Source organism: Bacteroidia bacterium, assembly GCA_027493955.1.
Lineage (GTDB): Bacteria > Bacteroidota > Ignavibacteria > SZUA-365 > SZUA-365 > JAOSJT01.
This window is the reverse complement of record JAOSJT010000001.1, coordinates 1,935,501-1,948,834: the sequence shown is the minus strand read 5'-3', so window position 1 is coordinate 1,948,834 and position 13,334 is coordinate 1,935,501. Positions and strand designations below refer to the sequence as shown.

The window sequence follows — 13,334 nt, the reverse complement described above, 5'->3', positions numbered from 1 at the left end:
GGCGGTGGTGCGGCCGAGAGCAGAGAGCCGAGAACAGAGAGCAGAGAGCAGAGAGCCGAGAGCAGAGAGCCGAGAGCAGAGAGCCGAGAGCAGAGAGCCGAGAGCAGAGAGCCGAGAGCAGAGAGCCGAGAGCAGAGAGCAGAGAGCAGAGAGCACGGCCGTGCAAGATCGCTCGAATTGCACAAGTGCCTTTGTTTGGGAGGCGGGTGGCGTCGGATACACACAAGAGCCAGGCAGCGGTTATAGTTCTTTGTGCGGACATCCGTAACGCACGACCGTGCTCTCTGCTCTCTGCTCTCTGCTCTCTGCTCTTTGCGCCGCGCCCCCAGCACGACCGTGCTCTCCGCTCTTCGCTCTCTGCCTCCTCCCGAACCGAGGCACTTGTACCGTGCGAGCGCCCCCGCACGGCCGTGCTCTCTGCTCTCCTCTCGGAACGAGGCGCTTCTACGATTCGCGCACTCCCGTCCACCCGTGCTCTCCTGCGGCTGTCAGAGTACCCCACCCCGGCTCCTCCCGGGAATAAAATCCAAATCCGACGAAATAGCGGACGATTTGGTTTTGAAATCATTGCTGAAATTGTGATTTTTGTAACGATCCCTCGGGATGAAACAGGTTCCGTTTTCAAAATCAATACACGCACCTCCAACCGAATCGACCTCATCACACTTCCTGCGCATCATGAATCTTAAAACATTTCCAGGCGGGGTTCATCCCCGGGAAGAAAAAGAACTCAGCGAACATTGCGCCTTCGAAATCATGCCCGATCCGGGTGTGATTATTCTGCCGCTGTCGCAGCATCTCGGCAAGCAGGCGAAACCACTCGTGGAAAAACGCGCCGCGGTGGTCAAAGGGCAGGTCGTGGCCGAGGCGGATGGCTTCATTTCCGCACCGGTGCACAGCCCGGTAAACGGCACCGTGAAAAGTATCGGACGCGAAAGCAACAGCAGCGGTTTCGTAAAAGAGGCGCTGGTTATTACGCCCACCGCTCCCGCGGAAGGCGAAGAAGCCCCAGCCCCCATACTCCTGCCGCCTCTTGACGTGGACAGCATCACTCCCGATCAGATTCGCCAGCGCGTCAAGGATGCCGGCATCGTCGGTCAGGGAGGCGCCGCCTTCCCGACTTTCGTGAAACTGAGTCCGCCGGAAGGGAAACACATCGAGGTCGTCATTCTCAACGGCTGCGAGTGCGAGCCATACCTGACGCGCGATGATCGTTTCATGATCGAGCGCCCCGAGGCGATTGTCGGTGGTCTGAAACTGATCATGAAAGCCCTCGGCGTTGCGTCCGGCGTAATCGGTATCGAGAACAATAAACCCGCCGCCCTTGAATCGATGCAGAAGGCGTCCGCGGGCGAGAACGGCATCATCGTGTGTCCACTGAAGACCAAGTACCCGCAGGGCGCGGAAAAAATGCTGATCAAGGCTTGGAACGGCCGCGAGGTCCCGCCCGGAAAACTTCCGCTCGATGTGGGCGCGGTAATTCAAAACATCGGCACCGCTGTCGCGATTTGGGACGCGGTGACGAAAGGCGAGCCCTCCATCACCGCCGCGCTGACAGTGACCGGTCGCGGAATTCGCAATCCCAAGAACCTCATCGTTCCTGTCGGCACACCGTTGAAGGATGTCATCGATTTTTGCGGCGGTCTGACGGACGACGCCGCCAAGGTCATTGTGGGCGGTCCCATGATGGGTGTGGCGCAGCACGATTTGAGCGCACCGGTCATGAAGGCGACCTCGGGCATTGTGGTGCTGACCATGGCCGAAGCGAAAGGTGAACAGGAAACTTCCTGCCTGCGCTGCGGCAAATGCATCGACGCCTGTCCGTTACATCTTTTACCCACGCGCCTGGCGCGCCTGGCGCAGGTCAATAAGCTCGAGGAGGCGGAAACGGAGGGGATCACCGTGTGTATGGAATGCGGGAGCTGCGCCTTCACCTGTCCGGCGCATATCCCGTTGGTCCAATGGCTGCGCCTCGGCAAGCAACGCGTCATTCAGATGCAGCGCAAACGCGCGACAGCGTAGCGGCACGGTAAAGTACGGCTTGAAGCAACTTTTTTCACGAACACGATACACAAACGTATGTCAACAGTCACAGTGACAGAGGCACCAAGTGGACGCGATCTGCTGATCACGTCGTCGCCTCACATGCATTCCCGCTGGACGACGAAGCAGATCATGTGGTTCGTGGTTCTTTCGCTGCTCCCCTGCGTGATTTCGGCCGTGGTTTATTTCGGCTTCACGCAGTTGCTGCTGATCGCCACGGCGGTGGTCTTTGCGGCGGGTACCGAAGCGTTGATCCAGTACCTCATGAAAAAACCCGTCACGGTCAGCGACGGCAGCGCGGTCATAACCGGCCTGCTGCTCGGGCTGATTCTGCCGCCGAATTTCTCGCTGGTCTTCACCGCGCTGGGCTCGGTGTTCGCCATCGCGTTGGGGAAAATGGTGTTCGGTGGTCTGGGCTACAACATTTTCAACCCCGCGCTGGCCGGCCGCGCATTTCTGCAGGCCGCTTTTCCGGTTGCCATCACCACATGGACGATACCGAATTTCGCGGTGGACTCCGTTTCCAAGGCTACGCCGCTCGCGGCGTTCAAATTCGATCACGTGCTCACCGGTTTTGAATCACTTTTCGTCGGCAATGTCGGCGGCTCGCTGGGGGAGACATCGGCAATCGCCGTGTTGCTCGGTGGGGGTTTTCTGCTCGTGACCGGCGTCGCTAATTGGCGCATCCCGCTGTCCATGCTCGTCGGCGTTCTGGTATTCGGAGGCGCCATTTGGCTCATAGATCCGGCCGCGCCGAATCCGCTGTTTCACATCTTCGCCGGCAGCTTCCTCTTCGGCGCGATGTTCATGGCCACCGATTATGTCACCTCACCGGTGACGGGTCTGGGAATGTGGATATACGGACTCGCCATATCGTTGATCATTGTCGTGATCCGCGTGTACGGCGGTTTGCCTGAAGGTGTTATGTATTCCATTCTTTTCATGAACGCCTTCGTGCCGTTGATCAATCGGTATACACGACCCGCGATATTCGGGGAGGCAGGCAAATGAAAACGATCATCTCCATGCTCGTGGTGCTCAGCATCATCGGCATCGTGTCCGGCGGCGGATTGTCCATGATCAATAGTTGGGCCAATCCACTGATCGCGGCGAATAAAAAGGCCGACACAGAGCGTGCCATATTTCTGGTACAACCCGACGGCAAGAGTTACGAAAAAGTGGAAGCGGTGAAATTCGAGCTGTACAAGGTGTTCGACGCCGCGCAGCAGCCCATCGGCTATGCGCTGCCCTGGGAAGGCAATGGATTCCAGGGAAAGATCCGCATGATGATTGGTCTGTCAGAGGATGTCAACACCATCACCTCCATCGAAGTGCTTGAGCAGGTCGAAACGCCCGGGCTGGGCACCAAGGTCACCGAAGAACCGTTCACGTCCCAGTTCAAGGATCTGACCGTCGATCCGGACGTGGCCTGGGTGAAAGGCGCTCCACCGACAAAGGAAAATGAAATTCAGACCATCACCGGCGCCACCATTTCGTCCAAAGCTATCGTCGCGATTGTGAACGATGGTATGGCGAAACTGAAAGCGGCGTTGCCCGGAGGTACGAAATGAAAAAGCAGACCTCGCTCTTCACAGAGTACAGCAAGGGAATCTGGGACAACAATCCCGTATTCAAACAAGTGCTGGGCATGTGCCCCACACTGGCCGTCACCGTATCCGCTATGAACGGTATCGCGATGGCCCTGGCAACGACCTTCGTGCTGGTGTTCTCCAGTCTCATCATTTCTCTCGTCCGTAAAGTCATACCGACGCAGGTGCGCATTGCGGCCTACATCGTGATCATCGCCACCTTCGTGACTATCGTGGATCTGGTGATGCGGGCGCAGTTCCCCGACCTGAGCAAGTCCCTCGGTCCCTACATTCCGTTGATCGTGGTCAACTGCGTCATCCTGGGTCGCGCGGAGGCATTTGCGTCCAAGAACAATCCTCTGCGTTCGGTGCTCGACGCGCTTGGCATGGGGTCGGGCTTCCTGCTTGCGCTGTTTGCCCTCGGCGGTATTCGCGAGATCATCGGATCACGGACCATCCTGGGCATGCAGGTGCTGCCGAATGCCTTCGAACCCTGGCTGATCATGATTCTCCCGGCAGGTGCCTTTCTCACTCTTGGTGTGATGATGGGGACAATCAATGCGTTCCTCGAGTCACGCAAGAAAAAGGCGGAAAAGGCGATCGTGACGGGGTACATGGAAAAAGAGACTGTCTCCACCGCAAGCGTACAGGAGGGATAGACGATGGAACTCATTTTGATCTTTCTTTCCGCCGCGCTGGTCAATAACTTCGTGTTGGCGTACTTCCTCGGCATCTGTCCGTTCATCGGGGTGTCGAACAAGCTCTCGTCCGCGTTTCCCATGGGGCTCGCCACGACCTTCGTCATGGTGATTACCGCAACGGTGAGTTGGCTGATATACCATCTTGTGCTGGTTCCGTTTCAGGTCGAGTATTTGCAGTATGTCTCCTTCATCCTCATCATCGCCTCCCTGGTGCAATTCGTGGAAATGGTGATCAAGAAGGTGAGTCAGCCGTTGTATCGCGCTCTCGGTATATTCCTTCCGTTGATCACCACCAATTGCGCCATACTCGGGCTTGCGCTCTTTTTGGTATTGAAGGACTACAGCTTTATCGAAAGTCTCGTATTCGGTATAGGAGCCGGCGCGGGCTTCACGCTGGCCATCAGTATCATGGCCGGGATACGTGAGGAACTCGATCTTGCGGAAGTCCCCACCTCCTTTCGGGGTGCTCCGATTACCCTGCTCGTCGCGGGTCTGCTCGCGCTGGCCTTCATGGGCTTCGCCGGAATGATTACCGTGTAAACAGCGAAAAATGTTACAGGAGTATATAATGATCTCTCGCCGTTCTTTCTTGAAACTCTCCGGCCTTACCGCTGTCGCCATCGGCGCGGGCGCGGGTACGGGAAGTCTGTTCCGTGACGCGTCTGCGCGACGCTTCGCCATGCACGGCTTCGTACCCGACAGCGATCAACTCACCGCGGATGTGCTCCGCGCATTTCTCGCCGAACTTCCGGAGGATGCGCGCGCGCTCACACCCGTCATCCATGCCGATGCGCGTTGGACGGGCGTGATCCGGTCTGCCATGCGCGGTGCGTCGCACAGCAGCGGTCCGCTGTTTGGCGGAGGCAACATCGTGTTGCGCATGCAGCCGCTCACGGACCCCGTACCGGCGGACGTTCTCGTGCTCGACGATCGCAAACGCATGTACGCGCCCGAGCGTGATTTCACGAGCAATCTTTCGACGGTTCGCGATAAACTGCATGGCAGCGCCGCTCGGTGGCAGATCTCCGCGGAATATACGGAATCCGCTCCGCTGGCCGGGTTGCTTTCGGGCGGACAGGTGCTCGTGATAGAAAACGAACAGGGTCTGGTGGACAAAATCACCATGAACCGTCATCGTACGCTTACCGTACGCGGGCCGCAGGGTGCCACTGGTGTCACGATCAGTGAACACGGAGCGCATGTCCATTCCTCCACCTGCCGGCATGCCTTGTGCCGTCGCGGCAGCGCCAGCCGTTCGGGCGACGTCATTGCCTGCGCGCCGAACCGGATTCTGTTGCGCGTGGAGAAGGCCTGAGAAAGGCACGGTGAGCACCGCATGGGCAAGGAAGTGATGCAACCACGCCGAAGCACCACCCGTCGGGCAATCATGCTTGCGGCGTATCTCGTCGTGGTGTTCATCATCAGTTTTATCGTTGTCCGCGAATGGGGCGGCCCGGCCGATGAGGAACGCGTCCGCACACAAATCGCCATGGGTACCGTTATCGAAATGCAGATACGCGGTATGGATGTCGAAGCTGCGGACCGGGCCATGACGGCGGCATTCGCAGAGGTCCGGCGCGTTGACACACTGTTTTCCACCTACCTGCGTAACAGCCCGGTGTGGAGAGCAAATCGTTCCGGCGGCGACGTGGTGACGCTCCCTGACGAGGTGTATGCTTTGCTCCGTCGTTGCGATACGTTGTATCGCAACACCGGGGGCGCCTTCGATGTCGCGATCGAGCCGCTGGTGCAGGTCTGGGGCTTCGACGATGACGCGCCCGCAATACCGGATGCCCAGCGCCTGACAGAAGCTCTGTCCCGCAGCGGATGGCGTCATGTAGAAATTCTCGACAGCGCGCGTGTGCGTCTGAACGGGGGAGCGGCGCTGAACTTCGGTGCCATCGCGAAGGGCTACGCCGTGGACAGAGCCGTGGCGGTGCTCGCAGCGCATGACGTACGCGAAGGGCTGGTCAATGCCGGCGGGGAAATTCGTTCGGTCGGAGGTACATGGACTATCGGCGTGCAGCACCCCCGGGAAGAGCGTCGTCTCGCGGCAAGCGTGAGAATCGACTCGCGATCCATTGCCACCTCCGGAGACTATGAGCAGTTTTTCGAGGAAGACGGCAAGCGTTATCACCACATTTTCGATCCTGCCTCGGGCAAACCTGCGAGCGGTTGTCGCAGCGTGACCGTTCTCGCACCGGACAACACAACCGCTGACGCACTTGCGACCGCGGTGTTTGTGATGGGGCCGGCGAAAGGCATGGAATTTTTGACACAACAGAAACATATTGACGGAATGATCATCGACGACCGGGGCGCTGTGTATACGACGCCCGGATTCGACAAGCATAGTTCGAGGTAGCACATGGATGTCAATCTCCTGATCGCAGTAGCAACAATGGGCGGCCTGGGTTTCTTTTTCGCCGGGGCGCTCGCTATAGCGGATAAAAAACTCCGGGTTGAGGAAAACCCGCTCATCGGCGAGGTCAACGACGTACTTCCCGGCGCCAACTGCGGCGCCTGCGGCAAGGCCGGCTGTTACGACTTTGCCGTCAATATCGTAGAAGGCACCGCAGCCGTCAATGGTTGTCCCGTCGGCGGGCAGGACGTGGCCAATGCCATTGCCACCGTCATGGGTGTCGAAGCGGGCGCGGCAGTGAAAATCGTCGCCCGCGTGCTCTGCCGCGGTGGCAATATCGAAGCCGCGAAAAAAATGGTGGAGTACCGCGGCCCGCAGAGCTGTGCGACCATGGATCTCGTCAGCGGTGGCACGAAGCTCTGCCAGTACGGCTGCATGGGCGGCGGCGACTGTGTGGACGCGTGCACCTTTAACGCCATTCATCTCAACGAGAACGGTTTACCCATCGTCATTGACGCGTTGTGTACCGGCTGTGGCATGTGCGCCAAGGTCTGTCCGCGCAATATCATCGAGATGCACCCGATTGACCGGGAAGTGTTCGTGTTCTGCAAGAATCACTACGATCCGAAGACCGCGCAGGCGGTGTGCGATGTGGCCTGCATCGGCTGCGGCATCTGCGCGCGTAAATCCGACGGCGGTATCGTGATGCAGGATGGTCTGGCCGTGATCAACTGGGACAATTTCGATCCCGACAAAATTCCCTTCGACAAGTGCAAGACCAGCGCGATCTGCTATCTGAAAGACGCGTTCGCGCAACATCAGGCCGGGCTGACCGAGACTACGCCGGAACAGGCGAACTGACGCGGCCATGCGCGGCGAAGACATTTACGAACATGGTATTGTGACGGCGACGGGGCAGGGTAACGCCACCGTCGCCGTGTTGCGTTCGGATCACTGCGAAGAATGTACTGCCAAAATTATCTGCGGCGTCGGTGATCAGAACGAGAACCACGTCGAGGCCGTGGATCCCTTCGGTGTGCATGTCGGAGACGAAGTGCGCATTCGCATCCGGGGAGAATCGCTATTCGCGGCGGCGGGTTTACTCTACGGTATTCCGCTGCTGCTCATCCTTGCGGGGATTCTGACCGGTACCTATCTCTTCGATCCTGGAATAATGCGTCAGGAATTGTGGGCCTTCACATTGGGCATCGGACTCGCAGCGGTGTACTATCTGCTCGTTTTCCTCGGCAGCGACGCCCTGCGACGGAAATCCCTCATGCCGGATATCGTGTCGGTGCGGGAGAGCGGAGAGCAGAGAGCGTAGAGCGGAGAGCGTAGAGCGGAGAGCGGAGAGCAGAGAGCGTAGAGCGGAGAGCGGAGAGCGGAGAGCGGAGAGCGGAGAGCAGAGAGACCGTAGAGAGCATCTATGTGCACAACGAAAGCGGGTGCACCGTTCGGTACTACATTCAGTCTCATTTTTTGCGGGTAGGTCCGATTACCACGGCCGTGCTCTCTGCACTACACTCTACGCTTTTTTTTGCATTGCGCTTTAGTCCGGGGATAGGGATATTTCGGAATTCGCTCCTGCATTCGCCATTGCAATTGGAGGTACGCATGATGCTGGTGAGACTGACTTTCCTGCCGATGCTCCTGTTCCCCGTATTACTCGACGCGCAACCGCTGTGGGTGGATGAAGGTGGTCCGTACGGCGGATCCATCGTTGAGATCATGAAAAGTGCGAACGGCTTTGTCGCTCTTCCGTCCCGGAGAACGTTCGTCCTGCTTGGTTCGCATGACGCCCGTCAATGGGTGCGAAGCGACATCCCCGATGGAGACGCCGTCGCGAACGGACTTTTTGAAACCGATGGCAGGTTGCTTGTCGGCGGAGATGGGCGCGTCTTTCTCAGCGACGACGGTGGAGTGCGCTGGCGTACCAGACGGGTGGACTGGGAGGACGCCAGCGACATCAGGACCATAATCCGACACGGTGGCGACCTTTTTGCGGCGAATTACTCGTATCTGTACCGCTCAACGAACAACGGGGAAGGGTGGTCAAAGATGTCCGGCACCGTTATTCCGCGGACGATGGTCTCGCTCGGAGCGTGGTTGCTTGCGGGCGACGCCGGCGGTGTGCAACGGAGCAGTGACCATGGATCGACCTGGCAGCGCTACGAAGGACTGTCGCTCAAGCCGCTCCGTTTGCACGCGGCGCCGCAAGGGACTGTACTGCTGAGCACACAGAGCGGCAGCGGTGTGTCCGCACCCACCGCCGTGATCTATCGGTCTGTGGACAGCGGTTTTTCGTGGCACGCCACCATGTTGGCGGGGCAGAACGTCAATGACATCACCTGGTCGAACGGCAGGTGGAGTGTGGCCACCGGCACTGGTGTGTTCCATTCGGACGACGACGGGGTACATTGGACGCGGGCCTCCGCGATCACGCCCTACGCCCGCGCGGTACTTTCCATCGAGGCTTCAGGCGATACTCTGCTCGCTGGTGTCGCCAATCTGGGACTGTGGCAGAGCATCGGCGGCGGGGAATGGACGTACGTCTCGCATGGCGTGTTTCCTATCGGTGTGGCAAATGTCGTTTCTACAGCGGAAGGGCTGCTTGCGCACAGCCTGAAGGATAATCAAATATATATGCGCGACGCACAGTCTGGCACCTGGGATATGCGACACTATCCAGTTGACGAGACACCCATGGGTTTTCTTTTTGATCGGGGACGGTTATATCTCTCCAACACCGGCGCGCTGCTCATGTCGTCCGATCTCGGACGGAGTTGGGAGCGCAACAGCGCGGGTTGGGAAAGCCACGAGATGCTTGGCGTGCTGGTTCGCAGCGGCGAATACCTTATCGTGAGCATCAACGGCTTCGGCATTGCGCGCTCGAAGACCGGCACAGGCGATTGGGAGCATGTACGCATCTGGGATTTCTGGCAGTGTTTCGATTTTCTCGATGTCGGGGACGCGCTCTATGCCGGGCATCCCATGGGCTTATTCATCTCCCGCGACCACGGCGCTACCTGGGATCTGGAGACCAGCGGTGGCTTTCCGACGTACATTTACCGTCTGGCTTTCGCAAACGGACTCCTCATCGCTGCGGCGCAGAACGGCGTGCACACGTTTGATCCCTCGCTCTCGAAGTGGCGCACGGTATACGGCAAACCTGCGTTCGCAGTCGCGGCCACGGGGGCTGGTGTGTTCGCTCTCACACGCGACGACAGAGTTATTCGCCTCTCTCCGGATTTCGCTTCGTATGAACCGTACAGCCAGGGAATTCCACCGGCCAGTTTTGTGGATCCCACCGTCTGCCGTGCCGAACTGAAGGAGATAAACGGGCGGCTGTACCTGGGCGCGTGCAGCCTGCCGGGATTGTTCTCGCTCGATCTGACGTCGATTACCACGGCGGATTTCCCCGCGGCACAACCGGCGCAGCTGCGGATACACGGCACCTGGCCATCTCCGGCCGGATCTACCTTCAGCGTAGAGTGGAGCGGCCCGCAAAGCGGGACGGTCCATGCCGAAGTATTGGATGTACTCGGGCGCACGATCCGCACGCATACGGACGAGATGCGCACTTCCGGCAGACAGACGATGACTATCGACACACGGGGGATGTCCTCCGGTGTGTATTATCTCCGCTTGCGGTCGGGCGGAGAGCAGGCGCTGCGGCGCGTCCTCGTGCATTGAGGACGGTGCTCGCATGCGGTTGGCGGACCGCGCATCCCTCGCCGTGACTGGGGAGGTTACTGTGCATCCGCGCAGGGTGTGCGCCGGTATTACGGCGAAAAAGTATTTTATCAGAGCAGATTGACTTTTTACGCCGACTTTCGTAAACTTGCAGCAGCTCGGCTCCGGGAGGGGCGTTGTTCCCATCACTTCAGAAGGAGGCAGTATGCGTGCAAGCAGGATGCTCAAGGGCGGCATGACAGCGTTGATTGTCGTTTTTCTTTCCACACTGGCGCGGGCGCAGGATAAAAGTCCCGCCGCTCAATTCTGGGAAAGCGGGAACTCGACCTGCATGCTTTTCAGCATATCGAATCTGACAGCCTCGGCCTACGGCGGAGGAATCGGGCTCGGTTTCCTGACTTCGCCAACCACGCTGTGGCGGCTGTCGCTGACCGGCACGATTGAGTACCAAGAGACGACCGGATATTTCGCGTCGATCCAGAACTCTCACAGAATTTCCCTGTCCGTATCCCCGGTCTACAAGCTCAAGTCCTGGGAGGAAATCTCCTTCTTCGCAAGTCCGGGGCTGGGCATCGGCTACCAGTACAACAGCAACAGCAGTTCGTCGAAGTACTATACCGCCGGCATCAGCGGGAAGATCGGTGTCGCATATTCCTTTCATGAACAGTTGTCACTCCTTGCAGAGTACGGTATCTCCGTTTCAATCCTTTCGGGAGAACATGGCAATCGCTCCATCAGGGCCGGTACCGGAGAGGGCTTCATGACGCTTGTCGTCAAATTGTGATTGGCGCACGACGGTCGAGTGGCTCGTCCGCAACGGCATTAGGTCGCGACCGGCAATCCTTTCGCTCCGCTCTCTGTCCGGGTAATCCGTGAATCCGCGCCTTTCCGCGTACGAGTCCGTACGCGGATGGGTGTGGATCGGCACGATGCTCGCGGTAGCTGCTGCATCCATCTCGCGACAATGCTGCGCTTTCCACTCGTCCAAGCGGCGATCCGCGCGACATCGCGGTCGCATTGGGATTCGATTGCCCCTGATTCAAGCGTGCCGACTGCGTGCGACCTCATATCCCGCCCTTGCAAGGCACTGTTCTTGCAAGGCAGTATTCGTTGATTGGGCTTGAAATCGGATAGCGAATATCCTATATTCCGGCGCAACATCATTCCTGCACTAACCACCATGAAAGGGCCTGATCATGATACTTGTTCGTGATATATTTCGTATTCGTTTTGGACAGATGAAAGGCGCCCTGGCGTCGCTGAAAGCGTTCTCGTCGGATCTGACCGAGTCGGGTGAAGAATTCCCCATGCGTGTACTCACAGACGTTACGGGTCCGTACTATACCCTTGTCCTCGAATCCACGTTCGAGAATCTTGCCGCATGGGAAAGCATGAGCCATAGCGAGATGGCGACCGCCAAGTGGCAGGAATGGTACAAGAATTTCCTGCCCTTCCTCGAAGATGGGAAGCGGGAAATTTTCACCATAGAACTCTGACGGAGCACTGTCCTGCGGGTACTCCGGCGACCGCCGGCACACGACCGTCGCATGACAGCATACAGACTTGACGAAGGGCAATTCCTGTACGGATGTCGGGTGCCTGATCGTATGGTACGCTCACGAGCAGCGGCGGTTTTCTGCATTGAACAGACAGCGAACGGGTGCCTATCTTTAAGTTCGTTCTTTTCACTGCTTAGGGAGCATTTTGTGAAACGACTTAAAGAACTCAGTACCCGCCGTGTGCGGGAGTACGACTATTCGAAGCTGTCGAAGCATCTGGTCGTGTTCAAGACCAGGAAGAATGCCGAAATTCTCGGAACGACGAAGGACGGCATCACCACGCTCAGCGACGCCGGACGCGCATTCCTCGATGTGCTCGGTCAGGCGTTGCAGAATTTCCCGTGCATCCGGCTTCATGAACTGAGCATTCGTCCCTCCGAGGTGGAGCTGGCGTTGGAGATCACTGAAGTCCGGAATCCCCGGAAAGCGCCGCCGGAGGGCAGCGACGAATGGATATACTACCGGCGCATCATGACACTGCCGGAGTTCATGGGGTATCTGAAGATGAACAGCGCGCATCGCATCAACGCGTTGTCCGGCAAAGGCGGCGGCGAAGTCTGGGCGCGGCGTTACGCATCATGCGTTCTGGAGGATGAGGTGGTCTTGGCCCGCGTGTACGCGGAGTTGCGGGAGGAGTGGAGCCATGTGGTGGTGGATCCCGCGCAGCAGACGAAGAAGGGGAAGCAGGCCTCCACCTTGGCCGATGTTCTGGCATCGGAATTCGGCGGTACGGGTGCGCTGTCCGTCTATGGAAGCAAGGGGCGCGCGGTATCGGGTCAGCTCGCAGGGGCGATGCTTCTCGGCCGCGTTCTGCTGCTGACGGGAGCGCGGAGAGATGAGGCGGTACGCACTGCATCCAAGAAGGGCGTCGCGCGTGGGGGAGGCGCCGGTGGCATGGCGGGCGGGCGAGGCTCGGTGGTCCGGAACCTTGGTCCGGCCCGGATCTTTCTATCCGAGTAAGCGGAAGCGAAGAGGACATTTTTTCATCGCAAGGGACAGGGACAGCGCTCCGGGACGACGGACGTCAGGCGGAGAGGGGAAGCTCTGTGCATTTGTCTGGATTTGGGTCCGTCTGTTGAGGGATGATGGTCCGAAAGGGAGGAGTGTGGTGGTTTGGGTGGTGGTTTTAAGGCTGGGACCTGGTGTGGCGGGGGTGTTTCCGGGTCCTGGAGAGCAAGTGGGCGATACATGAATCGCCCAAATCCGATTCGGGCCTCCATCAGATGGCGATACATGAATCGCCCATATCCTGTTCAGATCTCCTTCGCGTGGCGATACATGAATCGCCCACATCCTGTTTAGATCTCCTTCGCGTGGCGATACATGAATCGCCCACATCCTGTTCAGATCTCCTTCGCGTGGCGATACATGAATCGCCCACATCCTG

General features: G+C 58.6%; 13 protein-coding genes. All 13 read left to right on the top strand.

Going from position 1 to position 13,334, the window contains the following annotated elements:
• The first annotated feature begins 678 nt into the window (after positions 1-678).
• Positions 679-2,022, top strand: a complete 1,344-nt coding sequence (rsxC, locus tag M5R41_07615) for an electron transport complex subunit RsxC (GenBank protein ID MCZ7556252.1) — start codon at positions 679-681, stop codon at positions 2,020-2,022.
• 57 nt (positions 2,023-2,079) lie between these two features.
• Positions 2,080-3,054 (top strand): RnfABCDGE type electron transport complex subunit D, encoded by a 975-nt coding sequence (locus tag M5R41_07610; GenBank protein ID MCZ7556251.1) that lies wholly within the window; start codon positions 2,080-2,082, stop codon positions 3,052-3,054.
• Positions 3,051-3,614 carry an FMN-binding protein gene (locus M5R41_07605; protein ID MCZ7556250.1) on the top strand — a complete coding sequence of 188 codons (564 nt, stop codon included), beginning with the start codon at positions 3,051-3,053 and terminating at the stop codon, positions 3,612-3,614. The genes M5R41_07610 and M5R41_07605 overlap by 4 nt, the downstream gene beginning before the upstream one ends.
• Positions 3,611-4,291, top strand: a complete 681-nt coding sequence (locus M5R41_07600; GenBank protein ID MCZ7556249.1) for an electron transport complex subunit E — start codon at positions 3,611-3,613, stop codon at positions 4,289-4,291. The genes M5R41_07605 and M5R41_07600 overlap by 4 nt, the downstream gene beginning before the upstream one ends.
• 3 nt (positions 4,292-4,294) lie before the next feature.
• On the top strand, positions 4,295-4,873 hold the full coding sequence (gene rsxA, locus M5R41_07595; protein ID MCZ7556248.1) for an electron transport complex subunit RsxA: 579 nt from the start codon (positions 4,295-4,297) through the stop codon (positions 4,871-4,873).
• A 28-nt stretch (positions 4,874-4,901) separates the two neighbouring features.
• Positions 4,902-5,648 carry a NusG domain II-containing protein gene (locus M5R41_07590; protein MCZ7556247.1) on the top strand — a complete coding sequence of 249 codons (747 nt, stop codon included), beginning with the start codon at positions 4,902-4,904 and terminating at the stop codon, positions 5,646-5,648.
• Between the two features lie 21 nt (positions 5,649-5,669).
• Positions 5,670-6,698, top strand: coding sequence for an FAD:protein FMN transferase (locus M5R41_07585; GenBank protein ID MCZ7556246.1), 1,029 nt, complete (start codon positions 5,670-5,672; stop codon positions 6,696-6,698).
• A gap of 3 nt (positions 6,699-6,701) precedes the next feature.
• A complete protein-coding gene (locus M5R41_07580; protein MCZ7556245.1) occupies positions 6,702-7,556 on the top strand; it encodes an RnfABCDGE type electron transport complex subunit B in 855 nt (284 codons plus the stop codon).
• A gap of 7 nt (positions 7,557-7,563) precedes the next feature.
• Positions 7,564-8,019 (top strand): SoxR reducing system RseC family protein, encoded by a 456-nt coding sequence (locus M5R41_07575; protein ID MCZ7556244.1) that lies wholly within the window; start codon positions 7,564-7,566, stop codon positions 8,017-8,019.
• A gap of 290 nt (positions 8,020-8,309) precedes the next feature.
• Positions 8,310-10,388, top strand: coding sequence for a T9SS type A sorting domain-containing protein (locus M5R41_07570; GenBank protein ID MCZ7556243.1), 2,079 nt, complete (start codon positions 8,310-8,312; stop codon positions 10,386-10,388).
• 205 nt (positions 10,389-10,593) lie between these two features.
• Positions 10,594-11,172: an outer membrane beta-barrel protein gene (locus M5R41_07565; GenBank protein MCZ7556242.1), complete on the top strand. Its 579-nt coding sequence runs from the start codon at positions 10,594-10,596 to the stop codon at positions 11,170-11,172.
• A 412-nt stretch (positions 11,173-11,584) separates the two neighbouring features.
• The gene (locus M5R41_07560; protein ID MCZ7556241.1) at positions 11,585-11,884 is read left to right on the top strand and encodes a hypothetical protein; all 300 of its coding nucleotides are present in this window, start codon (positions 11,585-11,587) and stop codon (positions 11,882-11,884) included.
• Between the two features lie 210 nt (positions 11,885-12,094).
• On the top strand, positions 12,095-12,907 hold the full coding sequence (locus M5R41_07555) for a hypothetical protein (protein MCZ7556240.1): 813 nt from the start codon (positions 12,095-12,097) through the stop codon (positions 12,905-12,907).
• Positions 12,908-13,334: the final 427 nt, after the last annotated feature.

Excerpts from the sequence above, each read along its gene's own strand:
- M5R41_07575 (MCZ7556244.1), top strand. The coding sequence starts at position 7,564 with ATGCGCGGCGAAGACATTTACGAACATGGTATTGTGACGGCGACGGGG.
- M5R41_07585 (MCZ7556246.1), top strand. The coding sequence starts at position 5,670 with ATGGGCAAGGAAGTGATGCAACCACGCCGAAGCACCACCCGTCGGGCA.
- M5R41_07560 (MCZ7556241.1), top strand. The coding sequence starts at position 11,585 with ATGATACTTGTTCGTGATATATTTCGTATTCGTTTTGGACAGATGAAA.
- M5R41_07605 (MCZ7556250.1), top strand. The coding sequence starts at position 3,051 with ATGAAAACGATCATCTCCATGCTCGTGGTGCTCAGCATCATCGGCATC.
- M5R41_07600 (MCZ7556249.1), top strand. The coding sequence starts at position 3,611 with ATGAAAAAGCAGACCTCGCTCTTCACAGAGTACAGCAAGGGAATCTGG.
- M5R41_07610 (MCZ7556251.1), top strand. The coding sequence starts at position 2,080 with ATGTCAACAGTCACAGTGACAGAGGCACCAAGTGGACGCGATCTGCTG.
- M5R41_07590 (MCZ7556247.1), top strand. The coding sequence starts at position 4,902 with ATGATCTCTCGCCGTTCTTTCTTGAAACTCTCCGGCCTTACCGCTGTC.
- M5R41_07565 (MCZ7556242.1), top strand. The coding sequence starts at position 10,594 with ATGCGTGCAAGCAGGATGCTCAAGGGCGGCATGACAGCGTTGATTGTC.
- M5R41_07580 (MCZ7556245.1), top strand. The coding sequence starts at position 6,702 with ATGGATGTCAATCTCCTGATCGCAGTAGCAACAATGGGCGGCCTGGGT.
- rsxC (MCZ7556252.1), top strand. The coding sequence starts at position 679 with ATGAATCTTAAAACATTTCCAGGCGGGGTTCATCCCCGGGAAGAAAAA.
- rsxA (MCZ7556248.1), top strand. The coding sequence starts at position 4,295 with ATGGAACTCATTTTGATCTTTCTTTCCGCCGCGCTGGTCAATAACTTC.
- M5R41_07570 (MCZ7556243.1), top strand. The coding sequence starts at position 8,310 with ATGATGCTGGTGAGACTGACTTTCCTGCCGATGCTCCTGTTCCCCGTA.